Here is a 22,634-nt window from a genome sequence, read left to right as displayed (position 1 = left end):
TTATTGATGTGGTTTCCCCAGTAATCGGTTGGTGAAATCAGATGCAGAGAATTCCTGCGATGAGTATAGGTTGGTGCTGGTTAGTCCGTTTGGAACAAGGTAACAGGTTAAGCGAACTTTACCACCCTTATCATCTACTTGCCCATATATAAAAACCTCGGGTACCTCTCTTACTGCCATAAAAATTGACTCGCTAAGATTGGAGTACTGCCTAAAATCGCTACTCATCTCAAGCGACCATTTAAAATCGATTAGCACCTGGTTTACAGCTTTCTGGTCAATCACCTGAAAGCGTTCGCTTGAGCTGTAAATCCTATTGAGCTCATCTTGCATAAACTGGTTAAAGGGGGTAAGCCTATTATCGCTGGTGCGAAACTGAAGGATAGCCACCTTTACCTTTCCCCTACCTCTATATTTTGCCTCCAGCTCTGTGGCTAGCCGTTCAATTTGCTGCTTAAGCTCCTCCTCTTGGCTTGCCCAGGCTGGTAGGCTAATCAGAATGGTTAATAATAGTGCCAATAATCCTGTTCTCATAGTAGTTCTGATGTGCTGCGTAATAAGTGGAATGTGTAAACTGTTGATATATAGGTTGAGGTAATTGCAAAAAGTATGCCTTTATACATTCTAGCAGCTCAAGGATCTTCAAAATTGATTTAAAATGTTCCTTTAGAACAAAATTCTAACTTACTTTGCGTAAAATATTATACCGATGCAGTTTTTAGTACTTCTTTCCGTTGTTGTAGGTTTAATGGCCATGGTATTTCTACTGATGGGCGTGAAGGTTATTTTTCATAAATCGCACAAGTTCCCCGAGACCTCGGCGGGGCATAACCGCGAGATGCGCAAGCGTGGCATTACCTGCGCTAGGCAGGATGAGATAAAGTGCTGGTCCAAGAAAGGTGCAAAAGCTACGTGCGGAACTTGCTACGAACACGCCCGCAATTAGTGAACAATATCAGGCCCTCTGCGTTTACAAACTACAATCAAATTAAATTGTAGTAAATGGAAACGCTTAAGCTTACACTTATTACCCTAGGGATGCTTGCATTGATAGTCGGGTTTTTCTTTGTAGCCTTCTCGTTGCTAAAGAAAAAGGAGCCCGAAGGCGACGACTGTTCAACAGCCACCAGTAATGCCCGATCGTTTGGCTGTGGTTGTGGAACAGGTGCTTGTGGAATGCCTGTTGATCGCCAAAAAGGTTAACGAGCATTGGTTTACTCAACCACTCTCTTTTTCATCCCTTCGGTCATCCAAATTTCATACTCTCCGGCTTCGTTGGAGAAAATAAGGTAAGCGTCAACCTTTGGGTTGGCGCTTAGCCATTTTTGGGTTCGCTCGGTTCCCATCACCATGAAAGCGGTGGCAAGGGCATCGGCGCGTGCCGAAGTCTTATCGATAACTGTAGCGCTCAGCAGCGAGTGGGTAACGGGGTAACCCGTGGTTGGGTCGATGGTGTGGCTGTACTTCACCCCCTCGCGAACAAAAAACTTGCGGTAGTTGCCCGATGTTACCAGCGATTCGCCCGAGAGGCTTATGATTACTTGCAGGTTCTCGCCCGACAGAGCATTTTCCTCAGGCTTGTCGATTCCAACTAGCCAATGCTTACCCCTTGGGCTTTTTCCTTTGGAACGGATCTCTCCGCCAACCTCCACCAAGTAATCGCAAATGTCCATATCGTCTAAAAACTCAGCAATTAAATCCACGGTATACCCTTGGGCAATGGCGTTCACGTCAATAATAACTTCGGGAAATTTTTTGGTGATATGCAACCCATCAAGGTTAATCATACCCGAACCGGTGAATTGCTTCAGCCTTGCCACCATTTCGGCATTAGGCATCTCGCCTTTCTTTGCGTGAAAACCCCATTCACGAGCCAGTGGCCCTATGGTTATATCGAATGCGCCATCGGTTTGCTGGCTGTACAGTAACGATAGTTCCACCACATGCGCAAGCAGTGAGTCAACCTCAATACCCGTTTGGCTTTGGTTAAAATGGTTGATTATTGAGTTTTTGCGGTATAGTGACATGGAGCTGTCTACTCGCTCCAAAATCTCCTCAATGGATGCAGCAAAATTCCTGTTCAAACTATCGGCATAGGTTATGCTGAATGTGGTACCCTGTGTAAACCCGTTGAGCCTAATGTAATCCTTGGTTGGGGTTGTGGTACAGCTTGCCATTATGAGAATGGTTAGAAAGAAGTATGCTCGTTTCATCGCGTAGTATGTTTTTTGTTGATGATATTTTTCCAGATAATTGAAATGTCTTTGGTTACGCTATAGCTTTTAGCGTATTGAATATTAATCTTCTCTATCAGCTCGGCATCTAACTTCTCAAGGCTAGAGGTGTGGACTGGTGCAAATACGCTAGGCTTTATTTGGGGCAATCCCTTGGTCTGCGCACCATGTGTAAATCCAACCCATGTGTACTTCCCAACTATAACAAGTCCAGCAAGGCGAAACATCTTCCTTGTGGTTCTGCTGAAAGGGAGGTGGAGTGGCGCTAATATTATGGTGAGGATGGCAACCAAAAGGTCGAGCACCCTCTTCATCCGCCTGTTGGCCGGTTGGGTAATGGCGCTCAGCTCCACGGTGTATAGGTCGCCCGAGGTGTCGATGGAGTTACTGCCAATAACTGAAAGGCTATCGGGTGGGGCAATTTTAAAATCGACCCCCAGCGAAACCAGCGATAGCATCGATTTAATGATCTCTTGCGATGAGAGGTCGCTGGCGCAGAATACTATCTCGTCGATGCTGTTTACCCGAACAATTTCGGAGAGTTGGTTCATTGCGCCCAGCTGGTTTGTGTTGTTGCTATTCGATTTTGGCGATACCTCACCCACCAGTCTCCAGCCTACGCTGTTGCTGTTTATTATTTCCTTAATTCTATTCGCCTCGCTGGGTGTGCCAACAACTACAATACGCTTCTCCCTTTTTAATGTATGGTTCAGGTTGCCACGAATTAGCCCAACCATCAGGTGAATTAATGGTATTAGAATTATAGCCCAAAGGGATATAAGCAGAACGATTGCTCGCGAAAATCTCATATCCTCGGGGAGTAATGCGTAGGCTATTAGAATTAACACGCTCCCAATGCCAACGCCCTTTGCCGAAGCGGCAATCTTGTTAGGTTTATCGTATCCGCCGGCAAACCAAATCGAAACAATCCAGGTTACGATGTAGAATGTGGATAGGAGCATAACCAGATGATTGGGGTAAACATCGGGGGCGCTAAATCGGACTCTCTCCCAAAAGGGTATAATAACAAGTAACCCTGTAGCAACTGCTGCTGCATCGAAAATGGGCAGCACCAGTTGGTTGAAAATCCGCTTTGCAATGCTTAGTCCAGCCCTAAAGTATATGGCCATGTAAATAAGCGCAATGTAAAGGAACGCATTCTTTTGCGAGAAGTGCTTGCGGGCAAAAATCATCATGGCCTTGTAAAAAACCAGCACGTAGTTTATGCTGCCCTTCTTGGTGCTCTCGCCCTTATAATGAATTATTGTGGTTTTGGGAAAGTAGTAGTTTTTAAATCCGCTTTTCATTATGCGGTACGATAGGTCAATATCCTCGCCGTACATAAAGAACGACTCGTCGAATAGCCCTGCCTTATCGAGTGCGGTTTTTCTGATAAACATAAACGCACCGGGAAGAATCTCAATTTCGTTTACGTCATCGGGGCTCAGATGACCAAGGTGGTAGCGGGCAAAAGTTTTAGATTTTGGAAAAAGTCGAGAGAACCCAAAAATCTTGTAGAACGAAACCGAGGGAGAGGGTAGTGCCCGCTTCGATTCGGGAAGGAACTTCCCCTTACCATCTATCATTTTTACCGATAGGCTTCCAGCCTCGGGGTGTTTGCTCATGAACTCGATGCACTTGCTAAAGGTGCTCTCCTCAACCACCGTGTCGGGGTTTAGTATAAGCACAAACTCACCCCTAGCCAGCCTAAGGGCTTGGTTGTTGGCGTAGGAAAATCCGTAGTTCTCGGTATTCTCTATCAGTTTAACCGACGGAAATCGGTCGCGCACCATTTGGCATGAGCCGTCGGCCGAGGCGTTGTCCACCACATACACTTCAATTGCAATGTCCGTAGCGGCGTTAAATACCGATATAAGGCACTGCTCAAGGAAGTACTTTACGTTGTAGTTAACAATTACAACCGAAAGCGTCATGGGGTATACGGTTAGGCACACAAAGGTATTAAAATATGTGTTGAAAACCGACTCTTAGGCGAGGGGTTATTTATTGTAAACTTAACCTGATTGCTTAAAAACGCCTAATCTTATTAATCGATTTGTTAAACCAGATGTAAAAGAACACGCCTGCAAGCGAAAGACCCACAGGGAAACCCAGCCAAATACCAACTACACCAAACTGCAAATGTATTCCCAGCAGATAGCCAACTGGCAATGCAACCATAAAGTAGCATATAAACGATATGATTGCCATAGCGTTTACCCTCGATATGCCCCGAAGAGCATTGGCATAGTTTACCTGTAGCCCGTCGGCAATTTGATAGGCTGCTCCAATAAGGAGTAGGGTGCCGGCAAGGGTAATCACATCCGCATCGGAATTGAATAGCGATGCAATTTGATACCTGAAAAGCACCAGCCCCGATGCAATTACTAGCGCCATGGCAATAATTATATGTAGCCCGCTACTGGCAGCCTTTTTTGCATTGGCAACGTCGCCAGTTCCGTAGTAGTTGCTAACCCTAACCGCCGTGGCTGCGCCAATGCCGTAGTAGGTCATAAAACCGATGGTTTGTATGGTGATTGCTATATGGTGAGCGGCCAACGCCACGGTGCCCAGCCAGCCAATCATAATGGTACTTATGTTAAAAATGCCCGTCTCCATGGCCATTTGTATGCCCACCATAAGGCCCATCTTGTTAAGGGTTTTATGGTGCATTGGGCTGTAGCTGCTACGTAGGTAACCCACAAGGTAACGCTTGTACTTTTTGGTAAAAAAGAAGATGTACGCAAAGGCGGCGGCCATCAGAACCCGCGAGGCCAGCGTGGCAATTCCTGCGCCCAGTAGTCCCATCTCGGGGAATCCCCACTTGCCATATATCAGCAGCCAGTTGCCCAGGATATTAAGGGCATTGCCGCCAATCATAATCCACATCGATGTTTTGGTGTCGTTCACGCCATCGGCAAATTGCTTAAACGCATTAAAAATCATTATGAAGATTAGGGAGATAAGTATTACCCAGCTGTAAGGGATTATTAGCGGGTAAAGTTCTTCGGGTTGGCCAAAGCTGCGCACCTTTAGCACAAAAACCACCATCAGCGCTGTGATAAGTATGCCCATTACAAGGTTTGCAACAATCCCATTGCGTAGCATTTGCCCCACCTCAAGGTGTTCTCGACGCCCAAAAAGTTGTCCCACTAACGGAGTGAGCGCATAGGAGAATCCCAACCCAAAAAGGATGGGCATATTGAACACGTTTACAGCAAACGATGCGGCAGCCAGCTCGTCGGTTCCGTAGTTGCCAATCATGGCGCCATCCACAAAGCCGAGTATTATTTGGCCCAGTTGTCCCAAAACAAGGGGTATGCCCAGCGCTAGCGTTGCCGAGTGGTGACTTTTATATTTAGCAAAAAAGCTGCGCATTAAGCTCTAATGTATTACTGGTTGCAAATAGTTTTGATGTGCAAAAGTACTAAGATATATCTAGGTTTTGAGTAATATCAAGGCAAGGCACAGAAAAAATGGGCAGGTAAAGCTGGTTTACCTGCCCAAAGCTATGGTTAAATAGTTGTCTTACATCAATTGCTTAATGGCTTCGGCCAGGCGCTTAACACCCTCGTCGTTTTGCTCTTTGTTCATGAACGAGAAGTTCAAGCGCATGGTGTTTTTTCCGCTACCATCGCAGTGGAACACGCTGCCTAGCACAAAGGCCACCTTTTGCTCAATGGCAATTTTAAACAGATCTTCGGAGTTCATATGCTCGGGTAGGGTTAGGAAAAGGAATAGGCCACCCTCGGGCTCGGTCCAGCTAACGCCTTTGGGCATATACTTACGGAAGGCCTCGAGCATAGCATCTCGCTTAATGCGGTAGCTGTCGATAATCTTCTTCAGGTTCTCGTCGAAGTAGCCTTTTTCGTAGTACTTAGCAGCAATTTTCTGAACGTATGGAGATGTACAAAGGTCAGTTGACTGTTTGGCCATCACAATTTTGTCAATAACGTCCTCGTGGGCAACAACCCATCCAATGCGGAATCCTGGTACAAATATTTTCGATAGGGTTCCCAGTAGGATAACGTGGCCTGTGCCATCGAGTTCGTACATGGTGCGCTGTACCTCGCCATCGAAACGAAGTTCGCGGTATGGGCTGTCCTCAACAATTAGCACATCGTACTTGCGAGCAATTTCAATAATTTCCAAACGGCGCGACTCTGGCATAGTGATACCGGCGGGGTTTTGGAAGTCGGGGATTATGTATAAGAATTTTGGCTTTTCGCCATTGGCCTTCATCTTCTCGAGTTCTTGCTCCAACAGGTCAGCGCGCATTCCCTTGTCGTCGAGTTTAATGCCAACCATCTGCGCACCATAGGTGCTAAAGGCCGACAGGCCACCAAGGTACGAGGGTAATCCGCAGATAATCTTATCGCCGGGGTTGATGAAAATTTTTGGGATTAGATCCAATGCCTGCTGCGAAGCTGTGGTGATTACCAAGTTGTTAATATCGAGCTTTAGCCCCTCCTTCTTGTAGCGCTCAACAAGGATTTCGCGAAGCTTCATGTCGCCTTCGGTGGCACCATACTGTAGAGCCTGTGCGCCTTCGGTGTCGAGCACCTCGCAGCTAATCTCTTTTAGCTGATCGATGGGGAATGTGTCGGGGGCAGGTAGCCCTCCGGCAAATGAAATAATGTCGGACCTTTGGGTAAGCTTTAGCAGCTCGCGAATGGCCGATCGCTTCATGCCCTTGGCAGTATTCGAAAATACGCTGTTCAAATCGGTTACCATAACATCAATATTTTATAGGTTAACGTATCAAATTGAAATTGCAATCAAAGAATTTTCAATCAATTTATCTAAAACAATGGCTACGAAGTTACGGATTGTAATTATAACAGGCAAGTTTTTATGTTGATTTGTTGCGGCTTTAACCAAATGCTTTTGAACATACAGGCTAATGCAAGCATCTCACTCCATATTGCTTGAGCCTAAGAGCGAGAGGTGCTTATTGCGTATTTTGGAAGGGAACGGTTACTCGTCGTCTATATCAATATGCTTGCTGCCCGTGTCGTTCTGGTCATCATCGGCGAACCGTCTGATTTTGATGTTGAATGATGCCATGAAAATACTCATGAATGGGCTGATGATATTGAAGAAAGCGTAGGGCAAATAGGTGAGTACGGGAACGCCCAGTACCGCCGATTGGGTAGCCCCGCAGGTGTTCCACGGAATTAGCACCGATGTAACCGTTCCCGAATCCTCAAGGGTACGGCTAAGCACCTCGGGTTTTAGACCTCGGTCGCGGTAAGTTTTTGCAAACATCCTACCTGGAACAACAATGGAGATGTACTGATCGGAAGCAGTTATATTGAAAAACATACAGGTTCCAACAGTTGTGGCCACCAGTGAGCCCGTGGTTTTGGCAAAACGGATTACGCTTTCGGTTATGCGCACAAGTAAACCTGCAGCCTCCATCACACCACCAAATATCATGGCCGATAGGATGAGCCATATGGTGTTAAGCATTCCTGCCATTCCGTGGGTGCTTAGCAGGTCGTTTACCTGAGCATCCTCAGTAATTATCGAAATATCACCAAACATGCTTTGCATTATGGCCACGTACGACGACATGGTGTAGCTGCTAGTAATCCCCGAAACCTGTTCCACTACGTGGGGCTGAAACATCACAGCAAAGGCTGCACCCAGCAAAGTGCCTGTCATTAGCGCAGGTAGGGGGGGCATCTTTTTTATAATGATGATGATAAGGATAGCTGGAACAAGGAATAGCCATGGGGTGATGTTAAAGGTGTTCTCAATGGCATTTAGCGTTGTTTGCACGTTGGCCTCACCACCAGAGTAGTCGTAGGTGAATCCGAGTATAAAAAATATAACAAGCGTTATAAGGATTGATGGCCCTGTGGTTAGCACCATGTAGCGGATGTGAGTGAACAGATCGGTGCCCGCCATGGCAGGGGCAAGGTTTGTGGTGTCCGACAGGGGCGACATCTTATCGCCAAAGTATGCCCCCGAAATGATGGCGCCTGCAATAATCCCTTCGCTAAATCCCAAAGCGTTCCCAATACCAAGTAGCGCAACCCCAATGGTTGCCACAGTTGACCATGAGCTACCCGTAGCCAACGATACCATTGCGCAAATAACTACCGATGCCACAAGAAAAATGCTTGGATGTAATATTTTTAACCCATAGTATATCATGGCGGGCACAACCCCGCTGAGTAGCCATGTCCCGGCAAGTGATCCAATGAGCAGCAATATAAGCATTGAGGGCATGGCCGAGCTAATGCTTTTTACCACCTGCTTTCGTACGTCGTACCAGTTATGACCCAAGTAAACCGCAACAATACCCCCAACTGTGGCAGCCAAAAGGAGCGCTATTTGATTTGCCCCTTGAAGAGTGTCCTCTCCAAAAAAGTACACATTTAAAACCAGAAAAACGATGAGGAAGAGGATGGGTATAAAAGCCTGAACGATATTGGGCTTGCGAATTTCTTTGGACATTGCTGTTTAGGGTTTTGTTGAATAAGGTTCGAAAGATAATTATTTTCCATAATTCGAACGGTATACCATAGCGAAATTGCTTAATTATTCTACATAATGGCTTTTAAGAAACTTGCAGTTTAGCTCAATGAAGTTTTCTTAGAGCGGAAAATATTAAGGTTAGTACAGCACATAAAAACTAAAGCAGTATCACTGGATTGTTATATGATTATTCTGGCTTTTGAAGGATTAATCCCGAATTTTTTTCGATGGATAATATTAGCAGGTGGTCACGTACTAATGCAAGGTCGTCAAAAAGTTTGGGGTTAGTTTTTTATAATACCTATATTGCCTACTTGTTTTTTTACGGCAGTATTTTGATTCGATAAAACATTAAGTATGGCTATTGGCTTCTTTTTGAAACATCTGCCTACAGCAGCATTTGTAGTTAACTCAAAGGGTGTACTGCTCGACACGAATGCAAGCTTCTCCGATATTATTGGGTGTAGCACCAGCGAGTTGACGGGTAGGTTGTTGTTCGACTTTATGCGTGAGGGTGCGTCTGCTAAGCTCAAAGATATATTTGCTCAAAGCCACCTGCCTAGGCCAGTTAAATCCGATATTACAATTTCATCCATCAACAACTTCACCTACACGCTCGAGCTGCATATCTCTATGCTTAACGAGCAGGGTAACGACATCTTTCTTGTTCTGGTTAACAATATTACACACCTCAAACGTGTAACCGATGAGCTTAGGGAGCAGCGTAGATTGCACAAAACCCTTGTGCAGAATATGCCGGGGGTTGTTTACCGTTGTATGTGTGATCGTGATTACACCATGGAGCATTTAAGCGGTCGATGCTTAGATGTTACTGGTTATAGGCCCGAAGACTTAATAGGGAATAGAAAGGTTTCGTTTAATAATATCATAAGGGAGGATTATCGAGATCGGGTTTGGAAAAGATGGAGTGAAGTACTTAAACAGCGATCGTCGTTTACTTTTGAGTACCCCATAATAACTCCCAACGGTGAGGAGCGTTGGCTGTGGGAGCAAGGTGTTGGGGTTTACGACGATAACGATAATTTAGTAGCCTTGGAGGGAATTCTGTTTGATGTTACTAGCCGCAAGCAAGCCGACGAGGCGTTACGCGAAAGCGAATCGTTATTTCGTACTTTGGTCGAGAATGCGTTCGATGGCATTTGCCTTCTTCGAAACCGAAGGCTAGAGTATGCTAATCAGCGCTTTGCCGATATTGTTGGGTATACTGTTGATGAGGTTACTCATACCGATTTTCAATTCAAATCGTTGTTTACATCCCGTAGTTTGGAGCATGTAAATAAACACCTAAGCTTTGTTGAGCAAAACCAATCGATCCCAAGCCAGTTCGAACTACAGGTAATAACAAGCAAAGGAGAGCTTAAGGATGTTGAGGTGAGCACAGCTGTGCTCGATTCTCAAAGCGATATGGTGGTGTTGGGGATAGTTCGCGATATTACCGACCGTAAGCAAGCACAGCTACAGATAAAGGAAAGCGAAGTAAAGCTGAAGCGGCAGAACGAGGAATACCTGGCCCTTAACGAGGAGTTGCTCGAGACCAATGAGCGCATTGTAAGTATTAATGCCGACTTGCTTGAGGCTAAGCAGCGGGCCGAGGAGCATGATAAGCTCAAGTCGGCATTCTTGGCCAATATGAGCCATGAAATTCGTACCCCAATGAATGGAATCCTTGGCTTCTCGCAGCTTCTGCTCAATAGTGAAGCATCGGAAGAGGAGCGCCAGGAGTACATTGGCATTATCCAAAAATCGGGGCATCAGCTCTTGGCCATTATCAACGATTTGATAGATATCTCGAAGATTGAGGCCAACCAAATTTCACTTGATCCCCACAAAATAGATATCAACGAGCTCATCAACGAGCAGTACATGCTGTTCTCTGTTAAGGCGGCCGAGAAAGGGTTGTTCATTGAAAAATACATCGATTTACCCAACGAGAAGTTTATTGTTGAAGTGGACGATACTCGGCTTAGGCAGGTTTTCTCCCATATTGTTGGTAACGCTTTTAAGTTTACACCCAAGGGAACTATTCGGTTTGGGTATAGGCTTATGCCCGATGTGATTGAGTTTTTTGTTGAAGATACCGGGGTTGGCATTCCAACAGGCATGCAGGAGATGATTTTCGAACGTTTCCGCCAGGTCGAGATTGATTTCTCCAGGCAAGCTGGTGGAACAGGTTTGGGGCTTGCCATATCAAAAGCCCTAGTGGCTAAGATGGGGGGTGAGATTTGGGTGGACTCAAAGGAGCATGAGGGTTCCACTTTTTACTTTACAATCCCCAATAAAAGGGTGCAGAATGCGTGTGCCGAGGGGAGGAGTGCTGAGCCAGTTCTTAATCACGATTCACTAGGTACATCCAACATTATAATTGCCGACGATAATGAGGTGAACTATCTTTACCTAAAGCAGCTCCTAAAAGGGTTGGATGCAACCATGGTGTGGGCTCAGAATGGTAAGGAGGTTGTCGATTATGTTAAGAGCCAGCGTCAGGTGGATCTTATCCTCATGGATATTAAGATGCCTGTGATGGATGGTTACGAGGCAACACGTATTGTAAAGCAAATTCGACCCGATATCCCCATTATTGCACAAACCGCTCACGCCATGTCGGGCGATAGGGAGGAGGCACTTGAGGCCGGTTGCGACGAGTACATCTCAAAACCCATAAACAGAGAGCGTTTCCTCAATATGGTCTCCACCTTGTTACATCAAAAACAATAGATTATATCTATTTTTCTACATAAGTTCTTGCGCTTAGCTAAAGGGATTTAAATTGTGCTATCTTGTGGCAAATTATAAACCCAAAATTGCCTTTATGCACAAGTTAGTAGAGAAGTACTGTGAAATGCCTACCGCCATCAGGCGTCCAATGTGGCGTGTTTGGCACAACCTTATCATTAAGCTCGACAAGAACAAGGATGCTGTATTCATGAACTATGGATACCAAAGCCTTAATGGCGATCCTGCGTTGGAACTCGAGAACCACGATGAGGCAAATCGTTACTGCATTCAGCTGTACGATTATGTGGTTCGTAGCGTAGAGGTGGCCAACAAGGATGTGCTGGAGGTTGGCTCGGGGCGCGGAGGAGGTGCTTCATACATCACCCGTTACTTTAAGCCCAAATCGTATACTGCCATGGATATCTCATCGGGCGTAGTGAAGTTTTGCAACAGCTACCACAATGTGGAGGGGTTGCAGTTTGTTGCCGGTGTGGCCGAGGAGCCCCCATTTGCTGACGAGAGCTTCGATGTGGTGGTGAATGTGGAGTCGGCTCGTTGCTACAAGAGCATCCGAAAGTTTTTTGCCGAGGTGAATAGAATGCTAAGGCCGGGAGGCCATTTCTGCTTTGCCGATATGATTAAGAAGGGTGAGGTGGAGTCCATACGCAAGGATTTGCTCTCAAGCGGTATGGAAATAGTGAGCGAAACCGAGATTACCAAGAATGTGGTTAAGGCACTCGACTGCGACCATGAGCGCCGCGAGTCGGCTATTGTAAATAAAGTGCCCGGCTTTCTCCGCAAATCATTTCTCCAGTTTGCCGGTGCGAAGGGCTCCGAGCGATACGAGTCGTTTGCCTCGGGCAAAATGGAGTACTGGCACTTTGTGCTGCGTAAGAAGTAGGGGAAGCTTTAATCATTCTGTTAATATTTATAATACTCCTCAGCTATTGGCTGGGGAGTATTTTTTAGTATATGCACTAAATATTCACAAAATTTCACACCCCATCCCTTCATTATATCGTAACCTCTGCGTATATTTGGTATTCGTTGCACTCATCAAGTTAATAAATCAATTTCAATATGCCTACCAAAGGGAATAAGTTTGGCGCGTTTAAGGGTGTGTTCACCCCTTCAATTCTTACAATTCTTGGCGTTATCATGTATCTCCGCTTGCCCTGGATAGTTGGGCAGGCTGGCCTGTGGGCTACTCTAGGGATTGTTCTAGTGGCACATCTTATATCGGCCTCCACGGGATTGAGCGTGGCCAGCATTGCCACCGACAAAAAGGTGGAGACCGGTGGAACGTACTACATGATCTCGCGCAGCTTGGGGCTTCCCATAGGCGGAACACTGGGGTTGGCTCTTTTCGTGGGGCTATCGTTTAGCGTAAGCCTGTACCTAATAGGTTTTGCCGAAACGCTGCTTACCGCCTTTGGCATTGAGGCCACCCTAAATGCTATTCGCATTACGGGAGCGGCAACGCTACTGCTTGTCACCATAATCACCTTTATAAGCACCAACCTTGCATTAAAAATGCAGTTTGTTATTCTGGCTGTTCTGCTGCTGTCGCTGGTGTCCATAGTGCTTGGTAAGCACGATATGGTTCCCCAAACCGCATTGGTGGGCACGGCCACCAACTCGCTACCTTGGATAGCGCTATTCGCCATATTCTTCCCGGCGGTTACTGGTTTCGAGGCGGGTGTATCCATGTCGGGCGATTTGGAGAATCCCAAGAAATCAATCCCTTTTGGCACAATTTCCGCCATAGTGGTTGGTTTGGTTGTGTACATCGGTTTGGTTTTCTTCTTTTCTTATACTGTGGATAGAAATACGTTGATAAACGACCCCGGTGTGCTAATGAATATCTCATTCTTTTCGCCCTTGGTAGTAGCAGGTATTTGGGGAGCAACGCTGTCGTCGGCATTTGGGAGCATACTAGGAGCACCCCGCATTCTGCAGGCTACGGCCATGGATAGGATTACACCCAAACTTTTTGCCAAGGGGGTGGGCGCTGGCAACGAGCCACGCAATGCGCTGCTGCTTACTTTTGTTATTGCCCTTTCGGGAATTCTCATTGGCGATCTTAACGTAATAGCCCGGGTGGTGTCCATGTTTTTTATCATCACCTACGGGTTTTTAAACCTAACCTGCGCCATCGAGAATTGGGCTGGAGCCGACTTCCGCCCATCGTTCCGCATTCCGGGCTGGATAAGCATAATTGGTGCCATTGCCTGTTTTGTGGTGATGATTCAGCTCGATTTTATTGCCATGATTGGGGCAACCATTATACTGGGTGCCATATTTCTATTCTTTAAGCGTAAGGAGCTTCGTTTGCAGTCGGGCGATACGTGGGGTGGTATTTGGTCGTCGTTGGTTAAGTATGGGCTGTTCAAACTCTCATCATCAACAGCAAGAAATCAGCGAAACTGGCGCCCCAACGTAATCCTTTTCAGCGGAGGGGCTAAGGCTCGGCCACATTTGGTGGATATGGGCCGAACCATAGTGGGGAAGCAAGGGGTATTTACCAATTTTGAGTTGGTTGAAAAGCCCGAGGAAGATTATTTGTTCGACCGAACGGCCACCGCAACAATAGAAACCGATCATCGTGGTAGGAACATTATTACCCGTAGGCATGTTTGCGGAAACATATACGAGGGTATGCAGATGATATCGCGGGTTTATGGGTTCACTGGGTTTGAGCCAAACACCATCCTTATGGGTTGGGCAAAGAACTCGGCCAACCCCGAAAGGTTTTGCGAAACGGCCTCGGTGCTACATAAGCTCAACTACAACCTTGTATTTTATAATTTCAAGAACCAGCAGAATAAAGCGCCGGCCCAAGCTAAAAGGGTCGATTTATGGTGGAATGGGAATAGCCGTAATCTGAACTTTGGGCTTGCCCTACTCAAGTTTATCACCACCGATTCGGAGTGGCGAGGCACAATGGTGCGGCTGCTAATAGTTAACTACAACACCACCAAAACCGATAGCGTTTACGCATTGGCAAATCAGGCCCTCGACAACTCAAGGCTAATGGGTTCCGTTAAGGTTATAAATAACTCGGTGGAGAAGCTACCCGAGGTCGATATCATTAAGCGCGAGTCGGCCGATGCCAGCTTGGCCATTCTCGAGATGAATCAGGATATGCATAAGGAGTCGTCGGCGTGGGTTAGCTACGTGAATGGTGCCATCGATTTGCCCTGCTCATCGCTGGTGATAGAAGCTAGTCAGAACTTCGAGGTGGTGAATGCCCACACAGTACCCGAGGTAAGCACCACCGACCAAGGCCAGGCGGCCCATAACCAAGCCTTTAACCTCTCCGATATTGTTAGATATCCCGAGAAGGAACTACTTGCCAACGAACTTCGTAAGCTTGCCGAGCAGTATGGACATCAGCAAAACGTATTTGTTGACAACTCAGTAAATGAGATTCAGGGCTTAATTAGCCAGTTTCATGATGATGTTGAGAGCAATTGTAGCAAAATTTTATCGTCTCTCCGTAAGGCCATTGAGCAGGAAAACGGGCTGGGCCCTTGGGCTTTCAGCAAGATACTCTCCGATTATACCTTTCAGGTCAAAAGCCGTATTGCCGAGCTAATAGCCGATGATTTGACCAAGGGGCAGGGTATCCTTGCCGACGCCCTTGCCGTGTTTATGCAAAAGTCAGCTAGCTTACTGGTGAAAATACCCGAAAGGATGGTGGTTAGCTTCTCGCGCCCCGAGTTTAAGATTCGTCGTACCGACAGCTTACGAATTCGTATTACAAAAGCAACGTGCAAGCTCAGGGGAGCATTCCTCGGATGGCCCATAAGCCGAAGGGTTGATCTGGCAAAATCGGCTGAACTATTTCTGCATGAGAACAGGCTCGAGGATTTTAACGAGTTCTTCACTCAGCTTGGCCTCATATCATTCAGGTACTTTAGCAATATCCGACGAGTTTTAACCGATTTGCCCCATAAGTTGGAGCAGCTACAGCATGGCAACGAGGATATATCCAAGGAGCTCGATAGCCTGCTGGCAGATGAGGAAGACAACCTGTCGAGCGCGCTGTCCGACTTTAAAAAATCTACAGAGCAGATCACTGCCGATCTCAACTCGAGCTTAGTGCAAAGTTTACAACGGATGATTTTTGTTATCGAAAAGCCGGAGTCGACTCATCTGCTCAGATCCTACGCCAAGCTAATCAACAAGCGTCCTCATACTACCGATACTCTAGGCCAGGCACCACAGGTATGGATGGATAACCTTACCCTATACTCCAATAAGATTCATGTTGAGTTCATGCTGATGTCGCTGCGCTATAGGCTTGGTGTGAAGATTAGCCGACAGGTGGAGGAACTGAATATTTGGACAAAGAATAATATCCTTAAATCAATTGCTAGCGCCAAGGGGCTGCTCAACCAGTACCTATCGTCCAATGACCTGCCCAACCCATCGGATTTAACACAGCGAATAGATGAGATAAATACTCCCCATATGCAGGAGCGTTTCGAGGTGCTTTTCCGCGATGTGAATGCTATTATTGAGGGGATGCCTGAGCTTGTTGATGTTAATAGCGACAATTTCTTCAGCGATCTTGAGCAAGGGAAGTTTATGGCAAGCGATGTGCGCAGCATCGATTTCAAGCGCAGAGTACAGCTGTATGTTGGGATGGAACTTATTAGTAAGGCTCGAACCTCAATGGAGGGGGTTTCCGATTCACTAAGACTAACGGCCAAAACCCTACGCGACAAGCTACGCTTGGCAGCATTCAATATCGAGAATATGCTTGCCCAGAATGAAGCGAAAACCAATAGTTCGTCAAGTGAGTCGCAACAGGAACAACGTGCTACGCTTGTTGGGGAGTTGCTTGGTGAGATTGAACTCGAGGAGAAAAGACTTAAAGACCTGCTTGCCAAGTTCGATGTTGATCTGCAGCAGTACTTGGTTTCTGCCATGGAGCCTTTGCACCAGCTGGTGCATAGCAAGGTCGATGATAAAATTCGGAAGCGTAAGAAGAAATCGCAGGCAAGCTTCCGCTGGTTTACATCCAGTGTTCAAAAGATCTCAAAGTTTGTAAATCGTCAGGTTGTTGGGGTATTGTACTCGCAGAGTGAGGGGTTGCTGCTAGCGCAGAAGCTAACCAATTTCGAGAAGGAGTACAAGCTAAGTAACCAGTCGGTTCAGGAGATGCTTGTCTCGCTTGCTGGCGATGCAGAAGTTTTGAAAAAGGTGCCTTTCTACTACGCTAACCTATTCTCGGGCAGCACCACGCTTAATGAAGACCTATGGATTGAGCGCCCAGCCGAACAGAGGATTGCGCAGCAGGTGGTGTCGCGATATAATGCGGGGTATTCCGGTGCATTGCTAATAACTGGCGATCGGAACTCAGGAAAAACAACCCTCTCAAAGTATATCGCCAAGAAGTACTTCCCTAAGCATAGGGTCATCTCTGTAAAGGCACCGCTGGGTGGCTCTTCGAGCATCAGCGAATTGATGCTGGGGTTGCAAAAGGCATTGGGAACACAGGCCAATCCAGAGTTTTACCTTGCAAATAATCCCGAGCCAAGAGTAATTATAATAAACGATCTCGATTTATGGTGGGAACGCCATAACCAGGGGTTGGATGTTATTCGCAAAATATATGCGTTGATAGAAAACCTTAGCCGAAACAACTTTTTTATTGTGAACTGTGGCACTTTTGCTTACCAGCTTATTAATAGGGTTGAGAAGTTCGACAGTGTGTTTATGGGCAGCATAGAGTGCCAACCCTTCGATGCAAAAGATTTAAAGGATTTAATTACGGCCCGCCATAAAACCGGAGGGCTTTCGCTGGTGTACAAAGGTAAGCAGGAGCGCGAATTAACCGAATGGAACTACGCAAGGCTTTTCAATAAGTACTTCAATATATCCGAAGGTAACCCTGGGTACGCTTTGCAGCTATGGCTAACGAGTATTACCAAGGTGGTGGGTAAAACCATACATATTCGAAAGCCCGAAGTGCCAAACCTCTCGTACCTGAGGGGCATAAGCGATGAGCTGCTGGTGGTTATACTGCAGATAATTATTCACCGCCGATGCAGCTTAGCTAGGCTCGCACGGGTGCTCAGGCAGTCCGATGAGCAAACACTTGTTTTGATTAAAAACTTGCATCGTTCCGGAATAATTGAGGAGAGATTTGTTGGGGTGTGGGCTGTGAATCACCTGCTCGAGCCATTCATTGTAACTGTTTTGCAAGAAAAAGGATTATGCTAGCCAAATTAAAATTTTGATAATATGACAGTTTACTATTTGGCATTTGCCATTGGAATATTCGTGGTGCTTAGATATTTATCCAAGGTGCTGGGTACCGTTTCGTATAGTAGGGCCGTGTACAGGGTTCTCGCAAGAATTTTCCCTGTGGTTGAACTCATTATATGGCTTGCCTTTGGCCTATGGGTTATTAACCAGCTTTTTGACGATTTACCATACTACCCCTTGCTAGTATCCGCCGTAGCAATTGGTATTGTGCTAATTTTCGGTTGGTATTTCCTTCGCGATTTTATTTCGGGCATAATTCTAAAGGCCGAAATGCCCCTTGAGAAAAACCAGCATATTGGGGTACATAACAATCAGGGATTGCTCCGTAGAGTTGGGTATAGGTCTATTGAGATTGAAACACACAAAGGCGAGCTTGTAAAAATTCCATACTCACAGCTTGCTTCAGGATCAATTCACCTGCTCAACAAGAACGATAGTTTGCAAAGCTACGAAATGAAGCTACCCGTTAGCACATCCATCCCTATGCAGGAGGCACGCGATATGATTACACGGTCGTTACTACTGCTACCTTGGGTTGCCGTTAGCAAGGAGCCATCCATAAAGGTGGTTGATAAAACCGCAACGCAAAATGTTTTTTCAATAAGCTACTATACCACCTCGAGCAGCTACGCATCAAACGTGAATGAGCATTTGGTTCGCCAGTTCGAGGAGGTTACATCGTAGCATAATTAAATATCTCAGCTGCATGCAGGCATTGCTTTAGCTCAACATTTCGTTGTAATTGGTGTTACTAAACAAAACAGAATAAAATCGATAAAAATACAATGGGTAAACTTGAGATAGCACTCCCCGCAATGGGCGAAGGCATAATTGAAGCCACTATTACCAAATGGTTGGTGGCCATTGGCGATGAGGTAACTGAGGATCAGTCGTTGGTTGAGGTGGCCACCGATAAGGTCGATTCCGAAATACCATCCCCAGCAACCGGTAGGGTTAAGGAACTTCTGTTTAACGAGGGCGATATACCCCAAGTAGGACAAATTATCGCTGTGCTAGAGGTTGATGGCGGAGGAGAGGTTAATGTAGATCAAGAGTCCAAACCCGAACCCGTTCAGGAGGTTGAACAACCAAAGGCTAAGGAGTCTGAAAAAGAGCAGGAGCATATGGAAGAGCCAGAACCCGACGTTTTGCCTCAAACAAGCCCCTTGGTACGAACCATTGCCAAGCGCGAGGGAATATCGGCAGAGGAGTTGAAAAGCGTTAAGGGTACAGGCCTTAGTGGCCGCATCACCCGCGACGACATAATAGCCTATATCGACAAGCGCAGTGCAATTATCGAGAAACCCAAGGCGCAAAGTCAGCAAGCATCTACACCGTCAGCGGGCCATTCAGTTGAGGTAATCCAAATGGATAGGATGCGCAAGCTTATTGCCGATCATATGGTGATGTCGAAGCAAACCTCGGCGCATGTTACCTCCTTTATCGAGGCCGATGTAACCAACCTGGTGAATTGGCGAAACAGCGAGAAGGAGGCTTTCCAAAAGCGCGAGGGGCAAAAGTTAACCCTAACCCCCCTGTTTGTTGAGGTGGCAGTTAAGGCGCTTAAGGATTACCCGTTGGTGAACAGCTCAGTGGATGGCGATAAAATACTAATGAAACGCGACATTAATGTGGGCCTGGCGGCAGCATTACCCAACGGTAATTTAATTGTACCTGTTATTAAGAATGCCGATAAGCTAAACCTGTCCGGACTTGCCGAAAAGGTGAACGATTTAGCCGCCCGTTCTCGCAGCAACAAGCTCCAGCCCGATGAGATTCAGGGCGGGACCTTTACCATTACCAACCTGGGGATGTTCGAAACGTTAACCGGAACGCCAATTATAAACCAGCCGCAGGTGGCCATTTTGGCCATTGGTGCAATTACCAAAAGGGTTGTTGTGCTGGAGACCGAGCACGGCGACACCATGGCCATTCGCCAAATGGCAATGCTCTCTCTCTCGTACGACCATAGGGTAATTGATGGTGCTTTGGGTGGTATGTTCCTAAAGGCAGTACGCGATTATATTCAGGAGTTTAAGTAAGATTGACAATCACTACTGACCGACTAATAAATATAGATTTCTCGCTTCGCTCGAAATGACAGTACTTTCAAGAGGTCTAAGGGGGTGAGGGGGTGAAGGCGGCGTAGCCGCCTTCACCCCCTCACCCCTTACAGCGTAACAGCCTGTCATTTCGAGCGAAGCTAAATCTATATTTATTAGTCGGTTAGTAGTGATTTTTTTTAATGAATATATGCCTAAGAAGCTTTGATTATCTATACTTAGATCGAGATGTATAGCAGTTGCTTAACCTTTGTTTTTCCTTTTGATAAAGGGTAAAATGCTATAACCGACGCCTGCTATAAAGGTGAAGCCAACAAAAAAACCTACTAAATCAAAATAATTCTCAGGTATCTGGTTGTTCTTTAGCAGATGAATTAATACTGCGGATATTATCAGTAGGATTGATAAGAAAAGTGTGTTTGATTTCGACATATCTTTAGTATTTGGTTTAGGCTGTTTCTCTGCTTATTTTCCCTCGGTTGTACGAGAAGTATATCCCTGCCAGGCTTATGATGGAGAAGGTTATGAATCCGAAACGTACGGCGCTGATGAAAAGGTGATCGGGAACAATTTCAATGGGTTGGTTTCCCATAAACCCAGCAAAGTATAGCGTGGCTATGGTCATGCTAACAATTTGGCCAATTACCCGCATGGTGGCTGCTGTGCCCGAGGCTAATCCGTATTGCGTTTTGCTCACCGAACTCATGATGGTATTCATGTTGGGCGAGGAGAAAAGGGCAAACCCAAATCCAACCCACAGTAAAATTATGACTATAAACCAGATGGGGGTTGAGGCCGATAGAAATGCCAAAGCGGCAAGCCCTATGGAGCATATTGTCATTCCGGCGGTAGCCAGGTACCGTGGCTCTATTCTATCGGAGAATCGACCCGCAACGGGTGAGAATATGGCCATCACAATGGGCTGAGCAATAAGTATGGTTCCAGCATCGCGGGGCGAAAGGCCCATAATCTTTTGCAGGTAAAGGCTCATTAGAAAAACAATGGCAAAGGTGGCGCTGTAATTTATTAGCGCAGCAAGGTTCGAGAAGGCAAAAAGCCTGTTCTTTGTAAACAGTGTGGTGTCGATAACGGGCATTGCTGAACGGCTCTCGAAAAGCCAGAATATTCCAAGCGATAATACCCCACCCAGCATCAACACCCAACCCATTATGGAGGGGATGTTCGATGAGCCATACACCAGCGCCACTAGGCCAATCATATAAAAAACGGTACCCTTCAGATTCATTCTTGTTGCATCGTTTCTGTTGGGTTCATCCTTCCCCAAAAAGATAAACGCTATGGCGGTGGTAACAACCCCAAGCCCCGAGGCTATGAAAAAGATCGACCTCCAGCTCAAGTACTGGGTGATAAATCCTCCGGCAAAAGGGCCAAAAGCCAACCCTAGGTACACCGCTGCTACTGATATGCCAAGTACTCGACCTCGATGCTGAGGGGGAAAGGCTGAAACCAGAATTGCTGGCCCAGTGGTACTGCTGAATGCTGCACCTATTCCTTGGATAAATCGAAGCGCAATAAGCCAACCTCCCGAACCCACCATGCCGCATAGCAACGACGAGAGGGTGAAGATTACCACGCCCAGCTTAAAAAGCCTCCGGATTCCGGTAAGGTCTCCCCACCGACCAACGGGTAGCAAGAACATTGCCGTGGCAAGCAAAAATGAGGTAACTACCCAGCTTAAGGTAATGGCGTTTAGCCCCAGCGATTTCTCAATGGCTGGCAAAGCGATGTTAATGGAGGATATTAGGAATGTTCCCATGAATGATGTGATGGCCACAATGGCCAGTATGGAAACCTGCTTTTTTGTCCAATGCATAGTATGGTTGTGTAAAGGCTTGCTTATGTATTGATTATAAAAGAATTATTATGGTTAAAGCTAATCATATTTTGTTCTAAAATTGGGTTCTACTCTTACTGATAATCTCCATTCTAAACCACCATGCCTTATGCTTGGAAGGTCGGGGTACCCCCAGCCACTTTTTGTTGTTAGCTGATAACCACTGCTAAAACCAATAAATAATTGATAACATGCTATGCGTATGCCCCTTTCCAACCCAAGACCAATGTTTGCAAAAGCATACAGATGCTCCATGTTGTAGCGTTTTTTAAAGCCATCGTTTTGCGTAAGGTTGGTTACGCTCTGGGCAAATGTTGCATTTTGGTCATTGTTGATTATCAGCATACTTCCATAGCCCACACCATAGCCTACGTAGGGAATCACTAGCAATTTTGGGCTGTTGTTTAGGGCAAAATGATAGTTGAGCGCAAGTTCCATTATATCAATCGATGAGGACAGTGTCTGTGGTTGCATCTCATGATTATTGGCGCTTAAATACGATAAGGTTGCTGTTCCATACGTATGCTTGGTTATACTCCTTGAGGCTATTCCAATGCTATAGCCAAAAACTCGATTATTTAATTGCGCAACTCCTGCATTATTAAAAGCTGAGTTTAATGCTTTGAAAGTAAAATTCCTTTCGCCCGACTTAATTATCCAGCCCGTTTTGTGGGTGTTTGTAGTGTCGGGTTGCGAGAAAGTTGAAATGCTTAAAAGCGATATTGCAAGCAGTAGTAAAGTTGTGTATTTCATTTTGTTAGTGTTTGTTGTTTGTTAACTTTCACTTATGTAGATCTATTAAAGTTTGCTCACTTTTGTTTTAAAGAAGTTTTCAGATATCCCGTTCTTTTACCCCTACTACCACACTAGTTACTATTATGGCTTTTACTACAGCCAAAAAGCACCTAGTCAAAATAGCCCCTTTTGCTACTATGCATGTATAAGCAACTTCTTTGCGTGGCTACCCTGCAAGGTAGCGTA

15 protein-coding genes are annotated in these 22,634 nt (G+C 46.0%); 7 read left to right on the top strand and 8 right to left on the bottom strand.

The annotated features are described in order from the left end of the window. Nucleotides 1-534 (bottom strand): hypothetical protein, encoded by a 534-nt coding sequence (locus G8O23_RS02265; RefSeq protein WP_166361334.1) that lies wholly within the window; start codon nucleotides 532-534, stop codon nucleotides 1-3. 175 nt (nucleotides 535-709) lie between these two features. Here G8O23_RS02265 and G8O23_RS02260 point away from each other — a divergent pair, with 175 nt between their 5' ends. Beyond that, nucleotides 710-946 carry a hypothetical protein gene (locus tag G8O23_RS02260; RefSeq protein WP_166361268.1) on the top strand — a complete coding sequence of 79 codons (237 nt, stop codon included), beginning with the start codon at nucleotides 710-712 and terminating at the stop codon, nucleotides 944-946. A 56-nt stretch (nucleotides 947-1,002) separates the two neighbouring features. Further along, on the top strand, nucleotides 1,003-1,203 hold the full coding sequence (locus G8O23_RS02255; RefSeq protein ID WP_166361332.1) for a hypothetical protein: 201 nt from the start codon (nucleotides 1,003-1,005) through the stop codon (nucleotides 1,201-1,203). An 11-nt stretch (nucleotides 1,204-1,214) separates the two neighbouring features. On the opposite strand, the gene G8O23_RS02250 is transcribed toward G8O23_RS02255, so the two are convergent. The 5 genes from G8O23_RS02250 to nhaC all read right to left on the bottom strand — a co-directional run bounded on the left by G8O23_RS02250 (nucleotide 1,215) and on the right by nhaC (nucleotide 8,699). After that, nucleotides 1,215-2,213, bottom strand: coding sequence for an FAD:protein FMN transferase (locus G8O23_RS02250; RefSeq protein WP_166361330.1), 999 nt, complete (start codon nucleotides 2,211-2,213; stop codon nucleotides 1,215-1,217). Continuing rightward, entirely contained in the window at nucleotides 2,210-4,168 is a 1,959-nt protein-coding gene (locus G8O23_RS02245) for a glycosyltransferase (protein WP_166361328.1), read from the bottom strand. Before G8O23_RS02245 ends, G8O23_RS02250 begins: the two co-directional genes overlap by 4 nt. 94 nt (nucleotides 4,169-4,262) lie before the next feature. Further along, entirely contained in the window at nucleotides 4,263-5,612 is a 1,350-nt protein-coding gene (locus tag G8O23_RS02240) for an MATE family efflux transporter (RefSeq protein ID WP_166361326.1), read from the bottom strand. A gap of 150 nt (nucleotides 5,613-5,762) precedes the next feature. Beyond that, nucleotides 5,763-6,968, bottom strand: coding sequence for an aminotransferase-like domain-containing protein (locus G8O23_RS02235; protein ID WP_166361324.1), 1,206 nt, complete (start codon nucleotides 6,966-6,968; stop codon nucleotides 5,763-5,765). A 243-nt stretch (nucleotides 6,969-7,211) separates the two neighbouring features. After that, on the bottom strand, nucleotides 7,212-8,699 hold the full coding sequence (gene nhaC, locus G8O23_RS02230) for a Na+/H+ antiporter NhaC (RefSeq protein ID WP_166361322.1): 1,488 nt from the start codon (nucleotides 8,697-8,699) through the stop codon (nucleotides 7,212-7,214). 378 nt (nucleotides 8,700-9,077) lie between these two features. Between nhaC and G8O23_RS02225 the strand changes: the two genes are divergently transcribed. From G8O23_RS02225 to G8O23_RS02205, 5 genes are all read left to right on the top strand, one after another. Then, entirely contained in the window at nucleotides 9,078-11,456 is a 2,379-nt protein-coding gene (locus tag G8O23_RS02225) for a PAS domain S-box protein (RefSeq protein WP_166361320.1), read from the top strand. A gap of 94 nt (nucleotides 11,457-11,550) precedes the next feature. Then, complete coding sequence (locus tag G8O23_RS02220; RefSeq protein ID WP_166361318.1) at nucleotides 11,551-12,357, top strand: class I SAM-dependent methyltransferase; 807 nt, start codon at nucleotides 11,551-11,553, stop codon at nucleotides 12,355-12,357. Between the two features lie 179 nt (nucleotides 12,358-12,536). Continuing rightward, nucleotides 12,537-17,690, top strand: coding sequence for an amino acid permease (locus G8O23_RS02215; protein WP_166361316.1), 5,154 nt, complete (start codon nucleotides 12,537-12,539; stop codon nucleotides 17,688-17,690). A 21-nt stretch (nucleotides 17,691-17,711) separates the two neighbouring features. Further along, complete coding sequence (locus G8O23_RS02210; RefSeq protein WP_166361314.1) at nucleotides 17,712-18,419, top strand: mechanosensitive ion channel domain-containing protein; 708 nt, start codon at nucleotides 17,712-17,714, stop codon at nucleotides 18,417-18,419. Nucleotides 18,420-18,520: 101 nt separating this feature from the next. Further along, entirely contained in the window at nucleotides 18,521-19,777 is a 1,257-nt protein-coding gene (locus G8O23_RS02205; RefSeq protein ID WP_166361312.1) for a dihydrolipoamide acetyltransferase family protein, read from the top strand. 469 nt (nucleotides 19,778-20,246) lie between these two features. On the opposite strand, the gene G8O23_RS02200 is transcribed toward G8O23_RS02205, so the two are convergent. Together G8O23_RS02200 and G8O23_RS02195 are read right to left on the bottom strand one after the other, a co-directional pair. Continuing rightward, nucleotides 20,247-21,632 carry an MFS transporter gene (locus tag G8O23_RS02200; RefSeq protein WP_166361310.1) on the bottom strand — a complete coding sequence of 462 codons (1,386 nt, stop codon included), beginning with the start codon at nucleotides 21,630-21,632 and terminating at the stop codon, nucleotides 20,247-20,249. A gap of 60 nt (nucleotides 21,633-21,692) precedes the next feature. Further along, nucleotides 21,693-22,406, bottom strand: coding sequence for a hypothetical protein (locus tag G8O23_RS02195; RefSeq protein ID WP_166361308.1), 714 nt, complete (start codon nucleotides 22,404-22,406; stop codon nucleotides 21,693-21,695). Nucleotides 22,407-22,634: the final 228 nt, after the last annotated feature.

The sequence above is a fragment of the Perlabentimonas gracilis genome, assembly GCF_011174675.1.
Classification (GTDB): Bacteria; Bacteroidota; Bacteroidia; order Bacteroidales; family Tenuifilaceae; genus Perlabentimonas; species Perlabentimonas gracilis.
Note: the sequence above shows the minus strand (reverse complement) of the source record. Positions and strands in the feature narration are given on the sequence as shown.

Excerpts from the sequence above, each read along its gene's own strand:
- G8O23_RS02265 (WP_166361334.1), bottom strand. The coding sequence starts at position 534 with ATGAGAACAGGATTATTGGCACTATTATTAACCATTCTGATTAGCCTA.
- G8O23_RS02260 (WP_166361268.1), top strand. The coding sequence starts at position 710 with ATGCAGTTTTTAGTACTTCTTTCCGTTGTTGTAGGTTTAATGGCCATG.
- G8O23_RS02255 (WP_166361332.1), top strand. The coding sequence starts at position 1,003 with ATGGAAACGCTTAAGCTTACACTTATTACCCTAGGGATGCTTGCATTG.
- G8O23_RS02250 (WP_166361330.1), bottom strand. The coding sequence starts at position 2,213 with ATGAAACGAGCATACTTCTTTCTAACCATTCTCATAATGGCAAGCTGT.
- G8O23_RS02245 (WP_166361328.1), bottom strand. The coding sequence starts at position 4,168 with ATGACGCTTTCGGTTGTAATTGTTAACTACAACGTAAAGTACTTCCTT.
- G8O23_RS02240 (WP_166361326.1), bottom strand. The coding sequence starts at position 5,612 with ATGCGCAGCTTTTTTGCTAAATATAAAAGTCACCACTCGGCAACGCTA.
- G8O23_RS02235 (WP_166361324.1), bottom strand. The coding sequence starts at position 6,968 with ATGGTAACCGATTTGAACAGCGTATTTTCGAATACTGCCAAGGGCATG.
- nhaC (WP_166361322.1), bottom strand. The coding sequence starts at position 8,699 with ATGTCCAAAGAAATTCGCAAGCCCAATATCGTTCAGGCTTTTATACCC.
- G8O23_RS02225 (WP_166361320.1), top strand. The coding sequence starts at position 9,078 with ATGGCTATTGGCTTCTTTTTGAAACATCTGCCTACAGCAGCATTTGTA.
- G8O23_RS02220 (WP_166361318.1), top strand. The coding sequence starts at position 11,551 with ATGCACAAGTTAGTAGAGAAGTACTGTGAAATGCCTACCGCCATCAGG.
- G8O23_RS02215 (WP_166361316.1), top strand. The coding sequence starts at position 12,537 with ATGCCTACCAAAGGGAATAAGTTTGGCGCGTTTAAGGGTGTGTTCACC.
- G8O23_RS02210 (WP_166361314.1), top strand. The coding sequence starts at position 17,712 with ATGACAGTTTACTATTTGGCATTTGCCATTGGAATATTCGTGGTGCTT.
- G8O23_RS02205 (WP_166361312.1), top strand. The coding sequence starts at position 18,521 with ATGGGTAAACTTGAGATAGCACTCCCCGCAATGGGCGAAGGCATAATT.
- G8O23_RS02200 (WP_166361310.1), bottom strand. The coding sequence starts at position 21,632 with ATGCATTGGACAAAAAAGCAGGTTTCCATACTGGCCATTGTGGCCATC.
- G8O23_RS02195 (WP_166361308.1), bottom strand. The coding sequence starts at position 22,406 with ATGAAATACACAACTTTACTACTGCTTGCAATATCGCTTTTAAGCATT.